This window comes from Comamonas odontotermitis (genome assembly GCF_014207855.1).
GTDB lineage: Bacteria > Pseudomonadota > Gammaproteobacteria > Burkholderiales > Burkholderiaceae_C > Comamonas > Comamonas odontotermitis_A.
Genome location: NZ_JACHKZ010000015.1, coordinates 38,722 through 62,397 on the forward strand (window position 1 = coordinate 38,722; position 23,676 = coordinate 62,397).

Sequence of the window (23,676 nt, forward strand, 5' to 3'; positions counted from 1 at the left end):
GGGTGCGGAGGATTGGGTTCCTGTGATCTTGGCATTGGTAGCTATCCCATCCGGCCAGTGACACAGGTTTGCAGAAAAGGTGTTGCTATTGGAGGTCTCTCGATTTCGCCGAGCGCACCCCTACAGGTAGAATCGAAAGCGAAATTTGCCCTATAGTTGGTGGTAGAAGTGGGTAAGGGTTTTAACTCTTTGATTTATAAAGATGCGATAATCCCTTACAAGGCGTAGGTCGGCGGTTCGACCCCGTCAGCACCCACCACCACCGAATAAAGGCGAACGAAAGTTCGCCTTTTCTTTTTTCTTGCTCAGAAAGTTAGACGATGTTTGAATCCATCCGCAAGTACTCCAAGGTGCTGATGTATCCGCTGTTCTTGCTGATCATTCTGTCATTTGTTCTGGTAGGAGTGAACCAGAACTATTTCGGCGAAAAGAGCCCCGTTGTCGCCAAGGTCAACGGCAAAGAAATCACTCAGATGGATTGGGACAATGCGCACCGCATGGAGACTGATCGCATGCGTCAGCAAAATCCCAACATGGATGCCAAGTGGATGGACGGCCCCGAAGCCCGTTACCTCACGCTGGAGCGGGTTGTGCGTGATCGGGTGCTGGATGCCGCCGTGCAAAAAATGCATCTGACCGTAGACAATGCCGCTCTGGGCCGCGCGCTGATGGAGATTCCGCAGATTGCCGCTTTGAAAAAGCCCGATGGCAGCCTGGATGTGGAAGCCTATCGCGCCTTGGTAGGTGCGCAAGGCATGACTCCCGAGGGCTTTGAAGCGGGCATGCGCCGCGATTTGGCGCTGCGCCAGGTTCTGGGTGGGGTCTCGAACACGGCTTTTGTGACTGACGCACAAACCAAGTCCGCTATCGACGCGCTCTACCAGCAACGCGAGATCCAGATTGCGCGCTTTGACACGAAGAGCTTTGCATCGCAGGTCAAGGTGAATGATGCCGATCTGGAAGCTTTCTACAAGTCCAACCAGGAGTTGTTCCGCCAGCAGGAAGAAGCCAGCATCGAATACGTCGTGCTGAACGCCGACACCGTCAAGGGCATGATCAAGCCGAGCGAAGATGACTTGCGCACCTATTACAAGGAAAACCTGAACCGCTTCGTGGGGCCGGAGACACGCACGGCCAGCCACATCCTGATCAACGCACCGCAATCCATGGCCGCCGCCGATCGCGCAAAGGCCAAGCAGCGTGCCGAGGCGCTGCAGGCAGAAGCGAAGGCCAACCCCGCGCAGTTTGCAGAACTGGCCAAGAAGAATTCGCAGGACACCAGCTCTGCTGTCAACGGCGGCGCACTGCCGGCCTTCAAGAAAGGTGACATGGTCAAGCCGTTTGAGGACGCCGCATTTGCCATGAAGACGGGTGATATCAGTGATGTGATCAGCACCGAATACGGTTTCCACATCATCAAGATGGGTGAAATCAAAACCCCTCGTACCCCCACTTTTGAAGAGCTGCACAGCAAGCTTGAAGAAGAAGTGCGTGCCCAGCAGGTGCAGAAGAAGTATGCAGAAGCTGCCGAGATTTTTTCCAACACCGTGTTCGAGCAATCGGACAGCCTCAAGCCCGTGGCCGAAAAGCTGGGTCTGAAGATCGAAAAAGCCGAGCACATCACCCGTACACCAGCTGCTGGTGCCACAGGCGCATTGGCCAATCCTACATTCCTGGAAGCACTGTTCTCGAACGACTCCCTGCAGAACAAGCGCAATACGGAGGCCATTGAGGTTGGCACCAGCATGTTGGCATCGGGTCGCATCGTCTCGCACCAGGATGCACGCGTGCTGCCATTTGAAGAAGTCAAGGCCAAGGTGCATGACTTGTATGTTGCACAGCAGGCCACAGAACTGGCACGCAAGGAAGGCGAGGCAAAGCTGGCAGCATGGAAGACAGATGCCACAGGTGCCAATCTGGCAGCTCCCATCGTGGTGTCGCGTCAGGATGTGAAGGGACAGCCGCTGGCGCTCATCAATGCGGTGATGCGCTCCAAACTGGATGGCGCTGCTGTATGGACAGGTGTGGACCTGGGCAAGGACGGCTACGCCGTGGTGCGCGTCAACAAAACTGTGCCTCGTGCTGAAGACACTGCGGAAAAGCGTCTGGCCCAGAAGCAAGAGTTCGAGCGGCTTGAGGCTTATGCAGAAACCATGGCGTACTATGAGTTGCTCAAGGAGCGATTCAAGGTGCAGATCAAGGTGCCGCGTCCACAAGAATCCAAGGCTTCATAAAAATCCTTGTTTTCGTTTAGATCGGTAAATTAACCGCTATAATCATGTCTTCACCAACACGGTGGCTGTAGCTCAGTTGGTAGAGTCCAGGATTGTGATTCCTGTTGTCGTGGGTTCGAGCCCCATCAGCCACCCCAAATAAACAAAGGCGCTAGTGCTATTAAAGCTCTAGCGCCTTTTGCTTTGTATTCCAACCGTTGGAATTTGGATCCTTGCAAAGAAGCTCTTCGGAGTGGTCATTGGCCGCGCAGGTGGCTGCCCGTTCATGCTGTCCTTCTACGTGCATGCTACATCGCAGGCAAAAAAATGCCACCTCTAGGGTGGCAAAGCACTTACAGCATAGTGCCATGGTGCCTCCGCTCCCAGAGGCAAGGTGATGGGAGGGCAAGGGGAGGGAGGGTGTTTTGAGATGGGTCAAGGCGGTGCGCACTCGGTAGGATGGAGGGGTGAGAAGGGACAACCCGCTCAAAGACAGGGTAGAGGTCATAATTTAAAAGACGATGCCGATAACTACCAAACCTTGATGCATACCATATCAACCATCGAATGGACCTCGCTTCTCACTGAGCCAAAGGCCGTACTCGGCCCCTATGGCGGGAGCCCGCCACCGCTCAGCACGTTCGCTCCGCATGCTTGGCGTGCACAGTTCGACCAACTTGCGATTCTTGGGCAATTCACGCAGTTGCCTGTGAATGAGCCAACAAGTTGGGGTGAGCCAGGGAATGCCCGTGCAGATGTTGTGTTTGAGTTTTCCTGCACTCGACTTTTGCGAGTGGATGGATTTCTAAAAGCTAGCGAAAGTGACGACTCTCTCCACGGAGCGCCGTGCGGACTGCCTGGAGACTGCTCGCTGATTGCTCTGCCAGACTTCTATCTATTTGATGAGGAGCGAAGTATTGCTATACCATGGAAGCGGTTCGAATTTCAGCAATCGAATTTTTCCATAGTGTTGGAGGCGGGGCACGTTAGGGCCTATTGCGGACAACGTGCGGTGGGCCAGTTCAATCGTTGAATGTATTGTCTTCTAGCAAATGAAACCGAGTGTTTGCGCGTTGAACGGTTTTTGGCCACTATGCGATAGAGGCAAACCGGCCAGAAGCGGACGCTTGGACGTTTCCCAATCAGAAGACTCTGCAACCGCCTAGAAAGCCTCAATGAAGAAATTAATATTTTGCCTTTCTCTGACACTGCTTTTTCTTTCCGAGAGTGCAAATGCTCAGGATAGCGCGCTAGTCACAAGTCAAAAAACAATAGCAGGCAAAACTCAGACTGAGTGGGCCGCAAGATGGTGGCAATGGGCTTTTTCGTTTGACAGGATGCGTAGCCCCATTACCGACCAGACAGGGGAAATGTGCGCAAGCCGGCAAGAAGGAGAAGTTTGGTTTCTTGCCGGCACCTATGGGACCAAGCGCACGCAACGGCACTGTAAGGTTCCCGCGGGAAAAACTCTTTTCTTCCCTCTAATCAATTACATGACTTTCAGGCCCCAGGGTTCCAGCGCGAGTTGCGCAACCTTGGCGAAGCAGGCGGCAACGCTAACGGATGAGCCGTCTGCACTTATTCTGGAAATAGATGGCAGACGGTATGAAGGGCTTGCCGCCCATCGGCTCAAGACCCCGTGCTTCAGCTTAGTCGATGGGCAGGGTCAGGACGCAGTCGCGGATGGATACTATGTCGCAGTGGGGCCTTTAACCAAAGGTAAGCATGTATTGAACTTTGGAGGGGTGCTGCCAACAATGATGCAAGCAGTGACCTATGACTTGCTGGTTGAGTAAAGTCATCACGTCCCCACGCAGCTTTGTCTCTCGGCAATATCGAATGGCGAGTTAGAGGCGAGCAGCGACAACCGCAATCGGCCAGAAGCGGAAGTTGACCACGCAGCTCTTATCAACTGAGATTTTCACGCCAATGCGCCAAGCAGCACAAGTACTCCATGACATAAACCAGTTCCACCCTGTCGATGGTCAGTGGCTACCATTCGATGACTTACTGAAGGAGTTGTGGTCACTCGGAACTCCACCGCTAGAGTCGTTGTCAGTTCTTTTTGGCGTATTTGAAAGATTCCCTGACGATGATGGCGCAGGCGTCCTTTGGTCGATTGTCCATGGAATTGAAAGCCTGCCATACGAATACGATGCATTGCTCGCCGAGTCCTATCGCCGTTGCCCCTCCGAAATGGCTCAAATAATGTTAACCAGACTGGCCAAGTCGGAAGAAGCAAGGTAGCGAATTACTCAAAATCAACGTGACTCCATAGACGAGCTGATTTTGGGGAGAATGGGTGATTTGCTTTGCGTGAAGGCCATCATTGGGTCGAACTGGTACAGTCTCTATTAGCCATATTCGGACCTTTGTACCGGAGACCGAGATCAAAAATTTTAGGCCTGTCTAAAAGCGGCGATAGCAAATTTGCCTATCGAACAGCAAGCTCATGTAGTATTAGGCGAACTAGCCGTGCAAACTGCATGTCTTCTAAATCTAGTTAGGCTTCTCTATGCAGGCGCCAGAAATCGCATCGTTTGTTTCTGATCGAGCCAAAAAATTCGGTTTCGATAACTCTCAGCAACTTCAGTTTTGCGCATCTCGGTTGAGATTGCTACCAGAAGAGACGGTGCTCGCGGGGCTGCTTTTGGTGTTCACTGAAGGCTCGCCTCCCCCAGAAGGTACTGCAGCACAAGAGTTGGCTGGCCGGTTGCTTGTCGCGCTTGCACCCAAAGGCAACGTCGAACTGGAACAGTTACTACGCTCGGCCATATCAAAGTACGAGCTCAGCGTCGAGCAACTGCCTCAGTACCTCATGTATCTATGTGGCAAGGAAGCTGTAGCTAGTACCTTACACTTGCTTGAAGCCGAGGACCTCGGAAGCGATGAACGCCGAGCACTTGGAACCATGCAGTTTTGGGTCCGCAACTTACCCGAACACCTATGAAATTCCCCTTCGTCGCTTCGCCCCGAAGCCTACTACGCGCCCTATATGCAGGTTTTCAGAGCTGACCGATTTATGGCACCGCATATTCAGAACCAAGTGGAGAGAGAGCAGGGACAATAGTGGTTCAACGGCTATCGCAGCTAGTGGAAACTCTTGAGAAGTAACTTCGCTAATTGACTGCCAGCTTCGGGTTGTTCAGTGACAGTCGCAGGTTGGCTAGCAATCGAAATTTCAATGTAAAGTCAATGCAGCACGTTATCGTTTACTTCAATCACAAGATTCAAGACCTCATCCCATGGTGCGAATTCATTGAACGCTTGCGGCTTGAACTCGACTGCAGTGGAGCAGGTGAGTTTGTTGGGGATGACATGGCGATTGATGGAGGAGATTGTGAAGCTATATTTCGCGGGGCCGACGCGAATGCACTGTACGAATACCTGCGGCCTCACTTGCTTCCGCTTTCTTTCTTGAACTCGACAGCAACTAGAGTGGCGCTTGTTTACGGTGAACTCGAATCCTCAGCAGAGTTAAGGACAGTTGGCCTAATCGGATAGTTGCTCAACAGCTGCTTTGGGGCGTTCAGTGACAGCCACAGATCGGCATGGTGCAACCACAGAGACTCATGCTTCTAAGGTGTGTTGACGATGAACTTCTTTCTCACCGCAATTCTTCTGCTCATCGTTCCTCTTGGGTTGTTCCTTGCTTGGGATCAATGGCGACTTGGCAGGAAAGCATCAGAGGATGCCAAACTAGTAAGGCCTTATCCGGCCGAGCCTCTAAAGAATTACGCGACGAAGGGTGGCGTTGCCGATGGGGGTAGTGGAGATGCCAGTTGTAGTGACGGCAGTAGCTGTTCTTGAGCACATGCATGCGATGCACCCAGCAAAAAGCCCACATCAGTGGGATCGTCTTGGGGGCAGTGGAGGTCAGTGGTGCAATACTGCTATGGTAGGTGGCTGGCTACAGTAAGAGTTGAACCTATGAAAGCAACAACATTGGCCGAGCGGACACTGAAGGTCAATCATGCGGGTGAGAATGGAGCTGTGAATATCTATGCGGCTCAAATAGTGGTGGCACGAGTCACCGCGCCGTCAATGGTCGGCAAACTCAAGGAGTTCAAGACTCATGAACAGGAGCACCGCGCGATCTTCTGGAGCGAGCTTCAGAGACGCGGGGTACGCCGTTGTCGAAGCTACATGCTGTGCGGTATTGGCGGGTATGTGCTCGGCTTCATCACCGCTCTCTTTGGCCTCAAAGCCATAGCGGCAACTACTGCTGCCGTGGAGCGTGTTGTACTAGGCCATCTACAGAGCCAGCTTCGAGCACTTGACGGTCAGGACGAAGCAGCGGTTGTAGCAATTTCAAAGATTGTTAATGATGAGATGCTGCACCTTGAACAATCGGAAGTGCATCTTGATGTAGGTCAGTTTTGGCCAAGAGTGCTTATCCCAATTGTGGCGGCATCGACTGAGTTTGTTATTTGGTTGGGGATGCGTCTATGAGGTGAGTTCACCAGACTTTCAACACCTAGTTTTCTAGTGTTAGGCCTTTTGGAATAACTTCTGGAGGCCCTTCTTTATAGCTCGCCGAGGCGAGTTTTTTTACGCCCGAACCCGCCAAGAAACAATCTACGCGGTGATAGATCTATGCGGTTGAAAGTTGCGTACAAAGTGGAAGAGTTCACTGTGAGTTTGTAAATGTAAAAATCGCCTAGATAGTGATCTCGGGACGTTGTCCTACGGAAGAGCCCAATCTTCAGGAGAAAGATGCAGACTCCATCAATGATAGGAGGCGTTTATGAAGAAGCAGTTTGTCATAAATGATCTGGATATCTTGAATGCAGCTCTTGAGTTGCATCCAACTCTTTTCTCAGCCACTCATTTAGTCTATGCGGCGCGAAAAGTTGGCATCTCATATCCTCTGAAGGGGGTTGAAGATTTGAAGCCAATCTTCGATAAATTCCCCACATTCGGCTCACTCGAAATTAAATTTGAGCAGGCAAGGAAATTCATACCGTCTAAGTATTTCCCGGTTGAAACAGAGGACGAGTTGCTTGTTAGAGCGTTGATGGCATTCAGCATTGGTGAAAATTCACACACACTGGACCGCAAGCAAAATTTCCATGACGACACTGAGTACGAGATCATTCCGGGGCCGAGTGCTACTCACATGAATTTTGATTCACTTTCTGTAAAGGGAGAAAGCCATGCCAACTAGCAAAGCAAGGAAGGTCGAACTCCGTAATAACAGATGGGTTCAAGTGGAAAAATTCTGGATGAAGGTATGGCCGCGCTGGGAGGAATACAGCGTCCAGGCAAATGCCAATGTCTACTGGAAGTGGTACAGCGATGCCGCACCATTCTTTCTAGAGGGCAAGTTCACGCGCAATGACGTGAGGCTTTTCATCCCCGGAGGCGTTCACTGCCAAGTATTCATGCGCTCAGAGAAGAACAGCACAGTCGTTGTGCGCTAGATCCTGGAATAGATCTCCAGTCTTTTCATCTGCAAGCCTCTTGACCCTGAGTCGGAGGCTTTTTTCATGGGCTCACGTTTTCGCGTGGGCCTTTTTTATTTGAGGCCCAAACATGGCAGATATCGAACCAATTGGCGCAAAAAAGCCCTCCGGAGAGGGCTGGGGCGAGAGGTAAGCAGTCCAGCAAGGGGTTCTCTATAGAATAGGATCGATTGCTTCAAATGTGTATCCTATTTATGAAAACTTTTTTTAGTGCGACGCTGCTTGCTGTATCAAGCGCAACCTCAGCCGCACCTCCGGTAGAGATTTGGAGCACAGCTACTGCGACAAGAGCCTCTGATGGCTGGGTCTTGATATATCGAGTTGCTGATCGCATGATCCCAGAGTTCCAGAAGCAGAGTCAGCCTGATCGAGTTGTAGTTTCCTGGCGGTTCAGCGGGCAAAAGGGACTTCCTACGGCTTCAGAACAGAAGTCTATGGATGCTTTGGAAGACGCGGTCGATGGCCTATCGGCGAATTTGGCCACGTTGGTGTCTGTTTCTACAGGGAACAACAAACGCCAGTGGGTTTATTACACTCAGTCTGGGCGTAACTTTATCGACGCTGTCCAAAAGGTCCAGTCAAAGGCCGTTGTACCACTCGAATTTGAGACCATTTGGGATCCCAAGTGGGCCTTGCACGATTCATTTGTGCGCTCCATCCGGCGTTAAGTCAGTAGCGCATCATGCGGGCAAAGCACTTACAGCAAAGCGCCTCCGCTCCCAGAGGCAAGGTGATGGTAGGGCGGGAGCGGGAAGGGCGCTTCGCTCTGTCAAGGTGGGGCGCACTCGGTAGAATGGCTGAAGTCGGCTAGGCGTGGACGGTGATCTTGTGATTGAATAGCGACAGGAACCGATATTGAAGGGTTTATGCGATTATCAGAAACCAAAGTCCGATTTTTCGCCACACTATGTGCAGTCTTACTTAGTGCTGCAACGTGGGGTGTAGTCTTCGCGGCATCGCCCTACTTATTTAAAGGTCCATCGCACGAATGGGGATGGTATGCATTTTTGCTATCAGTCATTCTGTCAACTGTTGTCCTGATCGCAACTTACAAGTGTGTTGTCAGAACTGTCGGCCCAAAACTGGTGAGAAAAACGGTGTTGAGTAATGGAATTGACTTCCCAAGCTAAAGGGCGATCAATCGGTATCATTGTGTGGCTATTTTTAGTGATCATGCCAGCACTAGCATTTTTAGTAGCTACCTATATCACAGCGAATGTTCCAGGTTGTAGATGTGACACAGGGGCTGGTTGTCACGGATGTGGCTTGGATAGCTTTGTTGAGTTATGTCTTTTCGGTGGTTTCATTGGATCACTTCTCATTTTTATGTTTGGTTGGCCAATCATCTTCATTGTGAACTTGTTTGCGCGACGCTAGGCACCTTCTTGAATTGTCTCGGCAGGATTGGACGCTCTTGCTCAGACACGTTGAACAAAAAAGCCCACATCAGTGGGCTCGTCTTGGGGGGACTTGCCATGCAATCAAAGCAAAAGTCCCTGCTAATATGACCAATGTCTACACCTAGCAAGGATCTGCAAACATGTCTCATCGGAGAAACCGGTTGTCCGCTGAGCTGTCTACGTTTGTGCAGCAATACGGTCGTAGGGCGCAGCGAGGAGTGGAGCCGAATGACCGCGGCTACTCGCGTGAGATCGAGGCGCTCATGAAGAGACTTCCACCCGAAGAACTATCTGAACTCCTTAACTCTGAGACTTATGAGCAGCCGCAATCAGCCGGCCCAAAATAGGCGGAGTTCGTCTGCCCGACTACAGGTAGTCCAGATCGTGAAGGAGACGATAAGTTGTCTAGAGCAGGCTCGGAGCGGACCCTTAAAGGCCTCCCGCCGCGCTGAACAACTTTGCAATCTTGCGAAAGCGTTTTGATGCCCTTGTATACCTACGTCGTCTCCTACAAAGGCGCTACCCACATAGCGCAAGGAAGTCACAGCAACTATCGCGGATTTATTTCTACTTGGTGTTCAAACATCCCGTCCGGCGCGCTCCCGGCTTTGACCCCCGCACTCATGAAAGAACTTGCTTTGAAAGCGTATGGCGAGTTCACACCTGTCTCAAACATCAAAAATGCCTGGCGCAAGTCGATTGATGTTGATGGAGGTGAATGTGTTGTAGTCGTCGTTCAAACTCAGCAATAGTTAAGACGCTCAAAACTCCCAGAACGTATCCGCGTATATTGACAGCCTATGCATCGACTTTACAAAGTTCCAGACGACTTCAAGGTGTCCATCAGAATCCTGTCCTTTGAGGAGGGTGGGCGGCAGTCACCACCATTCAACGGTATCCGCTGGGATTTTTGCTATGCAGAGGACGCACCAGCTAAGCATTTGTGGATGTTCTGGCCTGATTTCATGGATGAGCAAGGGAACTCGTTGCCTACTGACGAGTTACTTCCTGTAGGTGTCAACCTAGCTGCTCGGATGACGGTATTGAATGATTAGTTGAGGATGGAAGTCTATCGAGAGCGTCTGGCTGTCGGCTCAATGTTTTACTGCCATGAAGGAGGTAAACAAGTAGCTGTTGGTCAAGTCACAAAGATCACAGGCCTCTTCAATGAAAGGCCCAGCAGGTCTTAAAAACAACGCACCCGCCGCCCCCGAGGCGGTTTTTTTACGTCCGAACCCGCCAAGTGCGGGTTTTTCTATTTGAGGCACAGGCAAAATTACTTTAAAGATTACCCATCTTGGGGTGCTGGAGCTATCCTTTGTTTTTTTCTGCATACAAGATATCATTTAGCTCCTGCCAAGTTGGATCTTTATCGCTGGAGCTCTTCTTTTTACTTAAAACGATTTCGATAGAGTCATCGTATTTGGCCCCATATTTAAAAATTTTTTCTATTATTTTTAGTGTGGAATTTTGGCGTGGCTGATATTCTCTTACGGCAATATAAAGAGGTGTTTGGAAGAGCGGATCGCGTTTGTAGCTGGGGAATTGATATATATCTATTGGATTATTTACGTCTGCACCAACTAAGACGCCAAAATCTATCAACGCGGGACTGTTTGACATTATGGCTGAATATATGATTAATGATTTATTGAACCCGGTAAGAGCTTTGTAATCATTCAAAAGTCCCGCAAGTTGAGGAAGGTCTTGAGGTTCTGTTTGGACAAGGGCGATGCGGAAAGTTGATGAGCCAGTCTCACATTTACTAGGACGAGCCCCAGCAATTAATGCCTTTCTAACTATATCAAACCTTTTGCGTCTTATTGCTATATCTAGCAGGCACGCACCATAGCCTCCAGATTCAGCTTTATGATTTATTGTTCTTAAAATAATTGGGCGATCCTTTTCAAAAACATCATCTAGATAGGAGTCAAGAACTTGCCTTTCCCTATTGGCCATTTCGGTGCGAGCTGGAGCAGTCGCAAAGCCCATGATCAATACCGCTGATTCGCAGCCATAGAGAAGACTAGAGATCGCAATAAATGTACATAATTTGAAAACGGATTTTCTATTTTCTAGGAACATATATCTCTGGTTGGTATCCGAGCTACGACAAGACGATCTTACGCAACCATGCCTATGACGACAAGGATGGCATAGTGGCACATAGTTCCATAGCTCGTTTCGGCGGGCTTTTTTTATGGGCTCACGCTTTCGCGTGGGCCTTTTTTATTTGACGCCCGAGCATGGCAGACATTGAACCAATTGGCGTTGCCAATGGAGGGCTACTTGGAGTTCCCCTTCGACCGTTGGAATGGCGGGACTCGTGCAATTTCGATTCCGTCTTCATCTGAGATTGTGAAGCCCTCGGCGAGTCCCTTCAGGAGCCCTGCTAGAGCGGACACCTCTTGAGCGTTCTTGGCAAGCCTTGAAAAGACCTCTTGCATTTGCTGAGGGCTGAATGATCCATCCTCCGGTAAGGATGAGGCCTGCTTCACCGCAACAAGGGGCGGGAGTTCTGAGCGGAACGAATTCTCTAGTCTGGCCACCAGCTCCGCTGTCAATGTGCGCTTGTTGCCCACAGCAGCAGCCTCAAGACGCTCCTTGAGCTCAGCAGGGATTCGGAAGTTGAGTTGGGGGTCGGTACGGGCCATGAGTGAATTATTGCATCACGGTGCTTGCAAGTTGGCTAGTACCGTGCTACATTAGCACCGTGCTATACGAAAGGAGTCACAAATGGCACGTAAAGACGAACAAACCAATGTCCGCATTCCGCAAGAGCTAAAGGAGTGGCTGAAGGACCAAGCTAGTGCAGCACGGCGTAGCGTAACTGCTGAACTGGTAATGCGACGTGAGCAGAGTCGAAAGGCGCAGGAGGCAGGCAATGAGCAGGCAGCCTGAAAAAGGAAACGCCCCGGAAGTTGCAGCAACCGAGGCGTTGAGTGTCAAACCCCAAGTTCTCACACAAGGAATCAACATGTCGAATTGTACCGATATTCAAGTTAGTAGCCAACCCGTCTTCAACTTCGGCGAACACCAAGTGCGCGTTGTGATGCGGAATGCTGAACCATGGTTTGTTGCCGCCGATGTGGCGAGGGCGCTGGAATTTCGTGACGCGTCTAATGCAGCGCGCATGCTTTCCGACCATCAGAAGGGTACTCACTCAGTGAGTACCTCTATGGGAAATCAACAACTTACTGTGGTTTCTGAGGGCGGTCTTTATAGGATGGTGTTGCGCAGCCGCAAGCCATCAGCGGTTGCATTCAGTGATTGGGTGTCCTTTACATACCGGAACGATAAGAATCCGATGAGAAGCCGCAAGGTGTTCGATTTGTTCGATACAAAGTCGCACACCGTTCCAGTCAGTGCCTGCGTGCTTGTTGATCCTGTATTGCAAGAGTTCACAGAACAGGGTGCAGTTTGGCGCGGTTACGAGATCGCTGTGATTGACGGCGAGGTGTACGAGTTTGCTCAGCTCTGGCTTGTGCGGCAGGTTTGGTGATAGAGGGTCGCGCTCCTGAGTTCATCCAAGCTTGGCTGGTGTCTTTGCTATAGCTGGCGTTTCGAGACTAGGCAAGGAGACAAGCAAGGCCTTTCCTCGTAGATAGAATGCTGGTTGCTATAGTTTTTCGCGGAAACGATGCGGAAACTTATGAGGAAACGATGAAATGAATGCGACCAGCCAGAAAAATAAAAAAGCCGTTAAGTTATTAAAACTTAACGGCTTTCAGGTTGGTGCCCGGGGCCGGAATCGAACCGGCACGCCTTGCGGCGGGGGATTTTGAGTCCCCTGCGTCTACCAATTTCACCACCCGGGCTGTGTATCTCGCAGACCAAAATTATGACACAAAATTCGGCCATGAAAAGATATCCAACGATCGAAGACGCTATCGGCAACACCCCTTTGGTTGCGTTGCAGCGCATTGGTGCGGACTATAACGAGCCGCACGGCAATGTGGTGCTGGGCAAGCTGGAAGGCAATAACCCCGCTGGTTCGGTGAAGGACCGCCCGGCCATCTCGATGATCCAGCGCGCGCAGGAGCGCGGCGAGATCAAGCCTGGCGATACCTTGATCGAGGCGACATCGGGCAACACGGGCATTGCCCTGGCCATGGCTGCGGCCATCAAGGGCTATCGCATGGTGTTGATCATGCCTGAGGATCTGTCGATCGAGCGGGCACAGACTATGAAGGCCTATGGCGCCGAGCTGATCCTTACGCCCAAGAGCGGTGGCATGGAATATGCGCGCGATCTGGCCGACAAGATGGTGGCCGATGGAAAGGGCAAGGTGCTTGACCAGTTTGCCAATCCAGACAACCCACGTGCGCACTACGAAGCCACCGGTCCTGAGATCTGGCAGCAGACTGGCGGCAAGATCACCCATTTTGTCAGCGCCATGGGCACCACGGGCACCATCACAGGTGTTGCGAAGTACCTGAAGGAAAAGAACCCCGCCGTGCGCATCATCGGGGCGCAGCCTACCGAGGGCTCGCGCATTCCCGGTATTCGCAAATGGCCTGAGGAATACCTGCCTGCCATCTACGATGCCAGCCTGGTCGATGAACTGGTGTATGTGACGCAGGACGACGCAGAAGACATGGCGCGGCGCCTGGCACGCGAAGAAGGCATTTTTGCAGGCATCTCTGCTGCTGGCGCCTGCCATGTCGCGCAGGAAATTGCACGCCGCGAGCGCAACGCTACGATTGTGTTCGTTGTCTGTGACCGCGGAGACCGCTATTTGTCGACCGGGGTATTTCCGGCCTGATGGATCGATAGCGCGTGGTTCCTCAGCGGCTGCGGTTATTCCTTTGAAAGCGTTATGCAATACGAAACCAAATTCTGCGTGAACTGCGCCACCCCACTGCAATGGATCGTGACGGCCGAAGACAGCGGTGATGTCAGCCGTCTGCGCTGTCCGGCCTGTGGCTGGACGCACTGGGGCAATCCCACGCCTGTGCTGGCTGCCGTGGTGGAGAACGATGATGGACAGGTATTGCTCGCCCGCAATGCGCTGTGGCAGGAAGGTGTGTTCGGGCTGATCACCGGTTTCATGGAAGCGGGCGAATCGCCCGAAGCAGGCATTACACGGGAAGTGCTTGAAGAGACGGGCCTGCGTGCCAAGGCGCTGCGCCTGATTGGTTGCTGGGAGTTTCTGCGGATGAACCAGGTGCTGATTGCCTACCATGTGCGTGTGCATGGCAAGCCCGGCGATGTGCGCCTGTCGCCCGAGCTGGCCGATTACCAGTGGAAGACCGCGCAGCAGGCGCAGTGCTGGCCGGCTGGCACAGGCTACGCGCTGGCCGAGTGGATCAAGAGCAAGGGCGAGCCTGTGCGTTTTGGGGCATTCCGCCCTGGCCAGAACCCGGAGCCAGACCCCGCCAAATGGCCCGTGCGCTACTGGGACGAGGATGGCCGCTTTGTAGTAGCGCCTGCTTTGGACTAGGCTTGCAGCGGTCATTGATGGCTTTGCTCCATGGCGATGCCATGGGCCGCGAGGTGGGTTGGGATAATTGGAGTGATGACGCAGCGCCCCCGCGCTGCAGAGAGAGTGCACGATGGAAGTTGACCAAGAAGTAGATACCCGCGGCCTGAACTGTCCGCTGCCCATTCTGAAGGCGAAGAAGGCGCTTGCAGCCATGCAAAGCGGCCAACTGCTGAAGGTGGTGGCTACCGATACCGGCTCGATCCGGGATTTTCAGGCCTTTGCCAAACAAACGGGCAACGAACTGATAGAGCAGCAGACGGTGGGCGAGGAGTTCATCCATATCCTGCGCAGACGATGAGAGGGGCCCAGGCGACCGCATCGGCTTGTGGCGATGCAGCAATGTAGCAGCGGCTTGACCATGGATTCTTTTTGCTATCGATAAGGTAGCATTTTGCGCAAAAAAGCCTGCATTTGCAGGCCTTTTCGTATTTGAAATCCACATGTCCCCCGATGGGGCCACTGTGGATCCCATCAGATGCTCAGGTTTTTGAGGTATTCGCGAAAGCTCTCGCCCACATCAGGGTGCTGCAGCGCGAGCTCGACCGTAGCCTCCAGAAAGCCTTCCTTGCTGCCGCAGTCATAGCGTTTGCCGTTGTAGCGGAAGGCGTACACCGTCTCGTGCGCCATCAGGCGCTCAATCGCATCGGTCAGTTGAATCTCTCCGCCCACGCCTTGGGGTTGGTTGCGGATCTGGTCGAAGATTCCGGGGGTGAGCACATAGCGGCCTGCAACGCCCATGCGCGATGGTGCCTTTTCTGGGGCGGGTTTCTCCACGATCTCATCAATGCGCATCAAGGGGCCACCTGCGGGCTCGCCCTTGACGATGCCGTAGCGCTTGGTGTGCTCCAGCGGTACTTCTTGCACGGCCAGCAGCGAACGGCCTTGCTTGAGGAAAGCCGCCGTCATTTGCGCCATCACGCCCTGGCCACCGGCAGAGCCGGTCATCAGGTCGTCGGCCAGCAGCACGGCAAATGGCTCATTGCCTACCAGCGGCTCGGCGCACAGCACGGCGTGGCCCAGGCCCAGCGAGCGCGGCTGGCGCACGAAGAGGCAATTCATGTCATCGGGGCTGACGCTGCGCACCAACTCCAGCATGGCTTGCTTGCCGGCGCGTTCGAGTTCGTTCTCCAGTTCGTAGGCGGTGTCGAAATGGTCTTCGATTGCGCGCTTGCTACGGCCAGTGACAAAGATCATGTCGCGGATGCCAGCTTCATAGGCCTCCTCCACTGCGTACTGGATCAGCGGCTTGTCCACCACGGGCAGCATTTCCTTGGGGGATGCCTTGGTTGCAGGCAAGAAGCGGGTGCCCAGGCCAGCTACCGGAAAAACTGCTTTGCGGACACGAGTTGGAGTGATCATAGGTGCTCAGTTTGATAAGGCAGATGTGACAAAGGCGCAGCATGCTGCGCCTTGTGCACTGTCATGGCGCATTATCTGACGATTTGCGCATGGCTATTCGGGTCAGCCTCCCGGTTCAGCCCAGGCGCTGCAACTGTTCCTGCAGTTTGGCCAGGGTGGCGCTCTTTTCGGCCACGCGGGTGCGCTCCTGCTCCAGCACTGCGGGCGGCGCCTTGGCGACAAAAGCCTCGTTGCCGAGTTTCTTTTGCGAGCTGGAGAGTTCAGCCTCCAGCCGGGTGATTTCCTTGGTCAGGCGGACTTTTTCGGCAGCCACATCGATTTCGACGAACAGTGCCAGGCGCGCATTGCCCACCACCGAAGCGGGTGCGTTCTGCGCGTCTGCAGCCCAGGCGGCTTCGTCTTCGAAGACCTTGACATCACTGAGTTTGGCCAGGCTCTTGAGCACCTGGGCATTGCTGTGCAGGAACTGCAGCTCGTCGGCGGAACCTGCCGTTGCCAGCAGCGGCACGCGCTGGGCTGGAGAGATGCCCATCTCGCCGCGCAGCGCCCGGCAGGCGTCCACCATCTGCTTGATGCGGGCTACGTAGGCGATGGCGGCTTCGTCGATCTTTTCGGGCTGGGCCTCGGGGTAGCGCGCAATGGCGATGGATTCGCCCTGGAGGCCGGCCACCGGTGCCACTTGCTGCCACAGCTCTTCCGTCACGAACGGGATGATGGGGTGCGCCAGACGCAGGATCGCTTCGAGCACGCGGATCAGTGTGCGGCGCGTGCCGCGCTGCGCAGCTTCGTTGCCGGTCTGGATCTGCACCTTGGCGATTTCCAGGTACCAGTCACAAAATTCGTTCCAGACGAAGTCGTAGATGGTGTTGGCCACGTTGTCGAGGCGGAACTCCGCAAAGCCCTTGGCCACCTCGGCCTCGACTTTCTGCAATTGGGAGACGATCCAGCGGTCCGGCTGACTGAATTGCAGGTACTCGCCGGTGGCACATTGTTCCTTGGTGTGTTCCAGCAGGCCGCAGTCATGGCCTTCGCAGTTCATCAGCACGAAGCGCGAGGCGTTCCAGAGCTTGTTGCAGAAGTTGCGGTAGCCTTCGCAGCGCTTGCTGTCGAAGTTGATGCTGCGGCCCAGCGACGCTAACGCAGCGAAGGTGAAGCGCAATGCATCGGCGCCGTAGGCGGGAATGCCGTCGGGGAATTCCTTTTGCGTGTTCTTGCGCACGGTGGGCGCAGTCTCGGGGCGGCGCAGTCCGATGGTGCGCTTGTCCAGCAGGGGTTCAAGCGCAATGCCGTCGATCAGGTCCACCGGGTCGAGCACGTTGCCTTCAGATTTGGACATTTTCTTGCCTTGCGCGTCGCGCACCAGGCCGTGGATGTACACATGCTTGAACGGCACGCGGCCGGTGAAGTGCGTGGTCATCATGATCATCCGGGCGACCCAGAAGAAGATGATGTCGTAGCCGGTCACCAGCACCGAAGAGGGCAGGTAGAGGTTGTAGTCGTCGTCGGCCGCGTCGGTCTGGGCAGGCCAGCCCATCGTCGAGAACGGTACCATGGCCGACGAGTACCAGGTGTCGAGCACATCGGGATCGCGGGAGAGCTTCTTGCCCGGCGCAACCTTGTCGGCCTGGGCCTGGGCTTCGGCTTCGGTCTTGGCAACATAGATATTGCCTTCTTCGTCGTACCACGCCGGAATCTGGTGGCCCCACCACAGCTGGCGCGAGATGCACCAGTCCTGGATGTTGTTCATCCACTGGTTATAGGTGTTGACCCAGTTTTCGGGCACGAACTCCACCCGGCCCGAGGCCACGGCGTCGATCGCCTTTTGTGCAATGCTCTTGCCCGTAGGGTCCTGGTCGCTGACCTTGCTCATGGCGATGAACCACTGGTCTGTCAGCATGGGCTCGATCACCTGGCCGGTACGGTCGCAGATTGGCACCATGAGCTTGTGCTTCTTGGTCTCTATCAGCAGGCCTTGCGCCTCCAGGTCGGCCACGATGGCCTTGCGGGCCACAAAGCGGTCCATGCCACGGTATTTTTCGGGCGCCTCGTCGTTGATCTTGGCGGTCAGCGTCAGCACCGTGATCATGGGCAGGCCATGGCGCTGGCCCACCTGGTAGTCGTTCTGATCGTGTGCAGGGGTGACCTTCACCACGCCGGTGCCGAACTCGCGGTCGACGTACTCATCGGCAATGATGGGGATCTGGCGGCCCACCAACGGCAGGGTCACGGTCTGGCCGATCAGGTGCTTGTAGCGCTCGTCCTCGGGGTGCACCATGACGGCCACGTCGCCCAGCATGGTTTCGGGGCGGGTAGTGGCGACCACCAGATTACCTTCGCCGCTGGTGAGCGGGTAGGCAATATGCCAGAGGCTGCCGTCCTTTTCCTGGTTTTCGACTTCCAGGTCGGACACGGCCGATTGCAGCACCGGATCCCAGTTCACTAGGCGCTTGCCGCGGTAGATCAGGCCCTGCTCATAAAGCTTGACGAAGGTGTCGGTCACCACGGTGGACAGCTTGTCGTCCATCGTGAAGTATTCGCGGCTCCAGTCCACGGTATCGCCCATGCGGCGCATCTGCGTGGTGATGGTGTTGCCGCTCTTTTCCTTCCACTCCCAGACTTTCTTGACGAAGTCGGGGCGGCCCAGGTCGTAGCGGCTCCGGCCTTGTTCCTGCAGCTGGCGCTCCACCACGATCTGCGTGGCGATGCCAGCGTGGTCGGTGCCGGGAATCCAGGCGGTGTTGTAGCCCTTCATGCGGTGGTAGCGCGTGAGGGAGTCCATGATGGTCTGGTTGAACGCATGGCCCATGTGCAGCGTGCCCGTCACATTGGGGGGGGGGAGCTGGATGGCGAAGTTCTTGTGCTCCGCAGTGGCCTGGGCGTCCGGCTGACCGGTGCCACGATAGCCTGCGTTGCCATAACCGCGCTTTTCCCACTCGGGGCCCCAGTGGGCTTCGATGGACGAAGGCTCAAACGACTTGGAGAGGCTGTCGAGGCCCGGCTGGGAGACCGTTGTGGAATTGGTTTCGCTCATGGTGTTATCAATGGAAAACGGCATCGCGGGTGGGGATGCCGTTCTATAGCAATCAGACAGATGGCTTGATTTTAGCCCGCCCGCTGGCGGGAATGGGCTGCGTGGGCATGTGGGCCGTGGCAGGTTGGTTGCGACTGCGGTATGTACTCCCAAAAAAATAGCTGCCAGCGCTTATGCATCAAGCGCTGGCAGCTATTTTTATCTGAAATTTGAGCTTATTGCTTTACGGCTTCGATCTGCAGTACCAGGCGCACATTCTTGGGGAAACCGTAGGCAATGCCGTAGTCCAGGCCCCACTGGGTGCGGTCGATGGTGGCTTCAAAGTCGCCGCCGCAAACTTCGCGCTTTTGCAGCATGGGGCTTTCGTAGCAAGTGAACTTGTTGGCCTTGATGGTCATTGGTGCGGTCTTGCCCTTGAGGGTGAGCTGGCCGGTCACTTCCTTGAGCTTGTCGCCGTCAAACACGAACTTGTCCGACACGAACTTGGCGGTGGGGAATTTCTCCACGTCAAAAATGTCGGCGCTTTGCAGGTGCTTGTTGAACGATGGCGTGCCGGAGTTGACCGAAGTCATGTCCAGTTCCACTTCCACTTTGCCGCTCTTGCCTTGCTTGTCGAACTCGACCGAGCCGCTCTTCTTGTCGAAACGGGCTCGGTTGGTGGAGGCGCCGAAGTGGTCGATCTCGAACGTGGCGAAGGTGTGGGTCGGATCGATGGCGTAGGTAGCGGGCGCTGCCTGTGCGGCGGTGGCAAACAGAGCGGCAGCGGCCAGGGCAAAAACGGTGGTACGCATGGTGAAAACTCCTTGTTGGAATGTGGATTTCAAAAATGAGAGCTACTGGCGCTTGATGGATAAGCACCAGCAGCCAATTTCGTTCAAATCTTGCCGACGCCGGTCAAGGCCAGCTTGAACTGCACGTTCACTTCATCGGCCACCATCGAGGTGTCGGCCCAGTCGCCATCGCCAATCTTGAAGGCCAGGCGCTTGAGTGGCAACGTGCCGGTGGCCGTGGTGGTGGTGCCCGATTGCGCCAGCGTCACGGGCAGGCTGACCTTCTGGGCATTGCCCTTGATGGTGAGCGTGCCGTCCACCTGGAACTTGCCGCCACCCAGCGCCTTGACGGCGCTGGAGTCGAACGTAGCCTGCGGGAATTTGGCAACGTTGAACCACTCCGCCTTGGGCAGCTCGGCATCGGTTTCCTTGGCGCCCATGGTGGCGCTGCCGGTATCGACCGTGAAATGGATCTTGCTCGCTTCGGGCTTGGCTGCGTCGAACGCGATCTTGGCATCAAACTTCTGGAAGTGGCCCTTGATTGGCACGCCCATCTGCTTGGCTTCGAAATTGACGGCGCTTTGCGCCGGCACCAGGGCTTGCTGGGCGAATGCGGGGACGGCAAAGGCAGCTGCGCCCAGGGCAGTGGCGATGAGGGTGGTTTTGAAGAAGGAAGACATGGGTTCGGACTCCAGAGAATGGGGAATATCAGGCTTTGCCGGGCAGCATGCGGGCCAGCAGGCCATCACGGTCGATCAACTGGTGCTTGAGGAGCGCTGCCACATGCAGTACCACCAGGGCTGCCAGGGCATAGGCCAGGTAGGCATGCCAGGGCTTGAGGGTCTCGGCCAGCTCGGGGCTCTTGCTCACCAGATCAGGCAGAGGCAGCATGCCAAAGAGAACGATCGGGAACCCGGCGGCAGAGCTGTAGGCCCAGCCGACCAGCGGAATGGCGAAGAACAGCACATACATCAGGTGGTGCACGCCATGGTGGGCGATGTGCTGCCACGCTGGCATGCTGCGGCTGACAGCCTCTGGCAGCGCAGGGGGGCGGTGCGTAATGCGCCACAGAATGCGCAGCGCCGACAGGATCAGGATCGTCATACCGGCCCATTTGTGCCAGTTGAAGTATTTGAGCCGGGCGGGCGAGAACGGCAGGCTGGTCATGTACAGGCCAAAGGCAAAGATGCCGATCAGGGCCAGGGCCAAAATCCAGTGCAGTGCGATGGCGGTGCCGGTATAGCGTTGCGAAGTAGTTGGAGCAGAGGACATAAAAAAAGCGCTGCGCTACAAGCGGCAGCGGTCATCAATGGGAGCCAGTGTAGGAGCTGCGCGAGTTGCGAAAGTTCAGCCTGATTGATGTTGAAGTTCAAAAGAATTGAATTGACTGGCCGGAGCCACACAAAGTTCCAGAACCAATTGCCATATGCAAATGCCGGTTGGCTATTTGCGCAACACGGCTCTGCAGCATGGTTGACTTGGTACAAGCCCTGACAAACAAAACGGGTAAACCCCATGGACGGCTTTTAGATATGCAAATAAATTTGCATTGACGCTTTGCATGCAAATATTTATTGCTTTTGGTGATGGGCCTATTCAGCGCACGCCTCGCCTTCGGGGTTGGGTAGTGCGATCGGGCCGCAGCGAGGGCAGCTTTTGCGAATGGCCAAGCGCCTGATCTTCAACATGCCTGAGAAAGGGTTGCGATGAAATTCAAGTTCAAGAAACTGCTGGCCGTGGGCCTTATGTCGCTGGCTGCTGCGGGTGCCTCGCAGGCCGCACAGCTGGTAGTGGCCACGGATACGGCTTTTGTGCCTTTTGAATTCAAGCAGGGCGACAAGTACGTCGGTTTTGACATCGATCTGTGGGATGCGATTGCCAAGGAACTCAAGCTCGACTACCGTCTGCAGCCAATGGATTTCAACGGCATTCTGCCTGCGCTGCAGACCAAGAATGTGGATGTGGCGCTGGCCGGCATCACCATCAAGGATGAGCGCAAAAAGGTCATCGACTTCTCGGATGGTTATTACGACAGCGGCTTCATGATCATGGTGCCCGCCAACAGCAAGATCAACGGCGGCGAAGACCTTGATGGCAAGCAGATGGCGATGAAGACAGGCACTTCGGCTGTCGACTACGCCAAGGAGAATTTCAAGAAAACCGAGCTGCGCCTGTTCCCCAACATCGACAACGCCTACATGGAGCTGATGACGGGTCGCGTGGATGCGGCCATGCATGACACGCCCAATGTCCTCTATTACGCCAACACCACTGGCAAGGGCAAGGTCAAGGTGGTGGGCAAGCAGATGATGGCGCAGGAATACGGGATCGGCTTTCCCAAGGGCAGCGAGCTGGTGCCCAAGGTCAATGGTGCATTGGCCAAGATCAAGGCCGATGGCCGCTACACCACCATCTACAAAAAGTGGTTCGGTGTGGAGCCTCCCAAGAAGTAACTGTCCCTGAGGCGCCACGCGCCTTTCCTCCCTCTCGGGCGCCTTGCGCCGGGGAGGGCGGCACCGTTGCTGCAAGAGGCGGCAAGGGCTTGTGCGTTCATTGAAGAAAGAAACTCATGGATTTCGACTGGTCAGTGATCTGGAGCGCCATGCCCGAGCTGATGAAGGGCACGCGGCTCACGCTTTACATTGCCATCCTGGGGCTGCTGGGTGGCCTGGTGCTGGGACTGCTGGCGGGCCTGATGCGAGCCTATGGCAACAAACTGCTGAGCGGCATTGCGCTGGTGTATATCGAGGCCATTCGCGGCACGCCCATCGTCGTGCAGGTGATGTTCCTGTACTTTGTGCTGCCGCTGCTGGCGGGCCTGCGCATCGATCCGATTGCCGCATCGGTGCTGGCCATCATGGTCAACTCCGGCGCCTATATTGCCGAGATCGTGCGTGGCGCATTTCTGTCGGTGCCCAAGGGCCTGAGCGAAGCGGGTCAGGCCATGGGCATGCCGATGTGGCGCGTGCTGCTCTTCGTGGTGGGGCCGGTGGCTTTCCGCCGCGCCGTTCCCGCGCTGGGCAACCAGTTTATCGTCAGTTTGAAGGACACCTCGCTCTTCATCGTGATCGGCGTGGGTGAATTGACGCGCCAGGGCCAGGAGATCATCGCCACCAATTTCCGGGCGGTGGAGATCTGGACCGCCGTGGCACTGATTTACCTGGCTCTCGTGGGCGTGCTGACCTTTGGCCTGCGCCAATTGGAGAAAAGGATGCGCATCCTATGAGCATGGTCGAATTCAAGAAAGTCAGCAAGCGGTTTGGCAAGACCGTGGTGCTCGATGGTGTGGATCTGCAGATCGAAAAGGGCGAGGTCGTGGTGCTGATCGGGCCTTCGGGCTCGGGCAAATCCACCTTGCTGCGCTGCATCAATGCGCTGGAAAAAATCGACGGTGGCGATCTGCTGGTGGATGGCCTGAGCGTGAAGGGCGGCGAGCGCACGGTGCGCGAGATCCGCCGCGAAGCGGGCATGGTGTTCCAGCAGTTCAACCTGTTTCCGCAGATGACGGCGCAGCAGAACGTTGCCTTTGGCCCGCGCCAGGTGCGCGGCACGGCCAAGGCGCAGGCCATGCAGGAGGCCGAGCAACTGCTGGCCCAGGTGGGCCTTGCCGAGCGCAAGGGCCACTACCCTTCGGAGTTATCGGGCGGCCAGCAGCAGCGTGTGGCGATTGCGCGTGCGCTGGCAGTCAAACCCAAGCTGATGCTGTTTGACGAGCCTACCTCGGCCCTCGATCCCGAACTGCGCCAGGAGGTGCTCAAAGTGATGCAGAACCTGGCTGAAAGCGGCATGACCATGATTGTGGTGACGCACGAGATTGCATTTGCCCGCAAGGTGGGTACGCGCCTCATCTTCATGGAGCATGGCCACATCTCGGTCGATGGCAATCCGGTGGAGATGATCGACAACCCCACCAATCCGCGCCTGCGCGATTTTCTGCAGCACGTGGAGTAGCT

General features: G+C 55.0%; 25 protein-coding genes and 2 tRNA genes. 18 read left to right on the top strand and 9 right to left on the bottom strand.

Annotation, left to right across the window (positions count from 1 at the left end):
• The first annotated feature begins 320 nt into the window (after window positions 1–320).
• The 10 genes from HNP33_RS12685 to HNP33_RS21195 all read left to right on the top strand — a co-directional run bounded on the left by HNP33_RS12685 (window position 321) and on the right by HNP33_RS21195 (window position 9,830).
• Window positions 321–2,234, top strand: coding sequence for a SurA N-terminal domain-containing protein (locus tag HNP33_RS12685; RefSeq protein ID WP_184708992.1), 1,914 nt, complete (start codon window positions 321–323; stop codon window positions 2,232–2,234).
• Between the two features lie 61 nt (window positions 2,235–2,295).
• A tRNA-His gene (locus HNP33_RS12690) sits at window positions 2,296–2,371 on the top strand.
• Between the two features lie 1,017 nt (window positions 2,372–3,388).
• Window positions 3,389–4,009 carry a hypothetical protein gene (locus HNP33_RS12695; protein WP_184708994.1) on the top strand — a complete coding sequence of 207 codons (621 nt, stop codon included), beginning with the start codon at window positions 3,389–3,391 and terminating at the stop codon, window positions 4,007–4,009.
• Window positions 4,010–4,103: 94 nt separating this feature from the next.
• Window positions 4,104–4,460, top strand: coding sequence for a hypothetical protein (locus HNP33_RS12700; RefSeq protein ID WP_184708996.1), 357 nt, complete (start codon window positions 4,104–4,106; stop codon window positions 4,458–4,460).
• A 268-nt stretch (window positions 4,461–4,728) separates the two neighbouring features.
• A complete protein-coding gene (locus HNP33_RS12705; protein WP_184708998.1) occupies window positions 4,729–5,163 on the top strand; it encodes a hypothetical protein in 435 nt (144 codons plus the stop codon).
• A gap of 980 nt (window positions 5,164–6,143) precedes the next feature.
• Window positions 6,144–6,665, top strand: a complete 522-nt coding sequence (locus HNP33_RS12710; RefSeq protein WP_184709000.1) for a demethoxyubiquinone hydroxylase family protein — start codon at window positions 6,144–6,146, stop codon at window positions 6,663–6,665.
• Between the two features lie 295 nt (window positions 6,666–6,960).
• Window positions 6,961–7,380, top strand: coding sequence for a hypothetical protein (locus HNP33_RS12715; protein ID WP_184709002.1), 420 nt, complete (start codon window positions 6,961–6,963; stop codon window positions 7,378–7,380).
• Window positions 7,370–7,636, top strand: a complete 267-nt coding sequence (locus HNP33_RS12720; RefSeq protein ID WP_184709004.1) for a hypothetical protein — start codon at window positions 7,370–7,372, stop codon at window positions 7,634–7,636. Before HNP33_RS12715 ends, HNP33_RS12720 begins: the two co-directional genes overlap by 11 nt.
• A 236-nt stretch (window positions 7,637–7,872) precedes the next feature.
• A complete protein-coding gene (locus HNP33_RS21325; protein ID WP_184709006.1) occupies window positions 7,873–8,346 on the top strand; it encodes a DUF695 domain-containing protein in 474 nt (157 codons plus the stop codon).
• A 1,355-nt stretch (window positions 8,347–9,701) separates the two neighbouring features.
• On the top strand, window positions 9,702–9,830 hold the full coding sequence (locus tag HNP33_RS21195; RefSeq protein WP_267906715.1) for a hypothetical protein: 129 nt from the start codon (window positions 9,702–9,704) through the stop codon (window positions 9,828–9,830).
• Window positions 9,831–10,172: 342 nt separating this feature from the next.
• Here the strand turns inward: HNP33_RS21195 and HNP33_RS12735 are convergent, their stop codons facing one another.
• The 3 genes from HNP33_RS12735 to HNP33_RS12745 form a co-directional block, all read right to left on the bottom strand.
• Window positions 10,173–10,412: a hypothetical protein gene (locus HNP33_RS12735; protein ID WP_184709010.1), complete on the bottom strand. Its 240-nt coding sequence runs from the start codon at window positions 10,410–10,412 to the stop codon at window positions 10,173–10,175.
• On the bottom strand, window positions 10,390–11,163 hold the full coding sequence (locus HNP33_RS12740) for a hypothetical protein (RefSeq protein WP_184709012.1): 774 nt from the start codon (window positions 11,161–11,163) through the stop codon (window positions 10,390–10,392). The genes HNP33_RS12735 and HNP33_RS12740 overlap by 23 nt, the downstream gene beginning before the upstream one ends.
• A gap of 200 nt (window positions 11,164–11,363) precedes the next feature.
• Window positions 11,364–11,732, bottom strand: a complete 369-nt coding sequence (locus HNP33_RS12745; protein ID WP_184709014.1) for an Arc family DNA-binding protein — start codon at window positions 11,730–11,732, stop codon at window positions 11,364–11,366.
• Window positions 11,733–11,814: 82 nt separating this feature from the next.
• Here HNP33_RS12745 and HNP33_RS12750 point away from each other — a divergent pair, with 82 nt between their 5' ends.
• Both HNP33_RS12750 and HNP33_RS12755 read left to right on the top strand, forming a co-directional pair.
• Complete coding sequence (locus HNP33_RS12750) at window positions 11,815–11,979, top strand: Arc family DNA-binding protein (protein WP_184709015.1); 165 nt, start codon at window positions 11,815–11,817, stop codon at window positions 11,977–11,979.
• Complete coding sequence (locus HNP33_RS12755; protein WP_221452070.1) at window positions 11,963–12,580, top strand: Bro-N domain-containing protein; 618 nt, start codon at window positions 11,963–11,965, stop codon at window positions 12,578–12,580. The genes HNP33_RS12750 and HNP33_RS12755 overlap by 17 nt, the downstream gene beginning before the upstream one ends.
• A gap of 231 nt (window positions 12,581–12,811) precedes the next feature.
• Here HNP33_RS12755 and HNP33_RS12760 read toward each other — a convergent pair.
• A tRNA-Leu gene (locus tag HNP33_RS12760) sits at window positions 12,812–12,896 on the bottom strand.
• Between the two features lie 41 nt (window positions 12,897–12,937).
• Between HNP33_RS12760 and cysM the strand changes: the two genes are divergently transcribed.
• The 3 genes from cysM (at window position 12,938) to HNP33_RS12775 (ending at window position 14,861) form a co-directional block, all read left to right on the top strand.
• A complete protein-coding gene (gene cysM, locus HNP33_RS12765) occupies window positions 12,938–13,843 on the top strand; it encodes a cysteine synthase CysM (protein WP_184709017.1) in 906 nt (301 codons plus the stop codon).
• Between the two features lie 54 nt (window positions 13,844–13,897).
• The gene (locus HNP33_RS12770; RefSeq protein WP_184709019.1) at window positions 13,898–14,521 is read left to right on the top strand and encodes an NUDIX hydrolase; all 624 of its coding nucleotides are present in this window, start codon (window positions 13,898–13,900) and stop codon (window positions 14,519–14,521) included.
• A gap of 112 nt (window positions 14,522–14,633) precedes the next feature.
• The gene (locus HNP33_RS12775; protein ID WP_184709022.1) at window positions 14,634–14,861 is read left to right on the top strand and encodes a sulfurtransferase TusA family protein; all 228 of its coding nucleotides are present in this window, start codon (window positions 14,634–14,636) and stop codon (window positions 14,859–14,861) included.
• Window positions 14,862–15,034: 173 nt separating this feature from the next.
• On the opposite strand, the gene galU is transcribed toward HNP33_RS12775, so the two are convergent.
• The 5 genes from galU to HNP33_RS12800 all read right to left on the bottom strand — a co-directional run bounded on the left by galU (window position 15,035) and on the right by HNP33_RS12800 (window position 20,995).
• Window positions 15,035–15,922, bottom strand: coding sequence for a UTP--glucose-1-phosphate uridylyltransferase GalU (gene galU, locus HNP33_RS12780; RefSeq protein ID WP_184709024.1), 888 nt, complete (start codon window positions 15,920–15,922; stop codon window positions 15,035–15,037).
• A gap of 115 nt (window positions 15,923–16,037) precedes the next feature.
• Window positions 16,038–18,953 carry a valine--tRNA ligase gene (locus HNP33_RS12785; protein WP_184709026.1) on the bottom strand — a complete coding sequence of 972 codons (2,916 nt, stop codon included), beginning with the start codon at window positions 18,951–18,953 and terminating at the stop codon, window positions 16,038–16,040.
• Window positions 18,954–19,168: 215 nt separating this feature from the next.
• Window positions 19,169–19,744: a YceI family protein gene (locus tag HNP33_RS12790; RefSeq protein ID WP_184709028.1), complete on the bottom strand. Its 576-nt coding sequence runs from the start codon at window positions 19,742–19,744 to the stop codon at window positions 19,169–19,171.
• A gap of 83 nt (window positions 19,745–19,827) precedes the next feature.
• Window positions 19,828–20,403, bottom strand: a complete 576-nt coding sequence (locus HNP33_RS12795) for a YceI family protein (RefSeq protein WP_184709030.1) — start codon at window positions 20,401–20,403, stop codon at window positions 19,828–19,830.
• Window positions 20,404–20,431: 28 nt separating this feature from the next.
• The gene (locus HNP33_RS12800) at window positions 20,432–20,995 is read right to left on the bottom strand and encodes a cytochrome b (protein WP_184709032.1); all 564 of its coding nucleotides are present in this window, start codon (window positions 20,993–20,995) and stop codon (window positions 20,432–20,434) included.
• A gap of 434 nt (window positions 20,996–21,429) precedes the next feature.
• Between HNP33_RS12800 and glnH the strand changes: the two genes are divergently transcribed.
• The 3 genes from glnH to glnQ all read left to right on the top strand — a co-directional run bounded on the left by glnH (window position 21,430) and on the right by glnQ (window position 23,674).
• Complete coding sequence (glnH, locus tag HNP33_RS12805) at window positions 21,430–22,176, top strand: glutamine ABC transporter substrate-binding protein GlnH (protein WP_184709034.1); 747 nt, start codon at window positions 21,430–21,432, stop codon at window positions 22,174–22,176.
• Between the two features lie 116 nt (window positions 22,177–22,292).
• Window positions 22,293–22,949 carry a glutamine ABC transporter permease GlnP gene (gene glnP / locus HNP33_RS12810; RefSeq protein ID WP_184709036.1) on the top strand — a complete coding sequence of 219 codons (657 nt, stop codon included), beginning with the start codon at window positions 22,293–22,295 and terminating at the stop codon, window positions 22,947–22,949.
• Complete coding sequence (gene glnQ / locus HNP33_RS12815) at window positions 22,946–23,674, top strand: glutamine ABC transporter ATP-binding protein GlnQ (protein WP_221452071.1); 729 nt, start codon at window positions 22,946–22,948, stop codon at window positions 23,672–23,674. The genes glnP and glnQ overlap by 4 nt, the downstream gene beginning before the upstream one ends.
• Window positions 23,675–23,676: the final 2 nt, after the last annotated feature.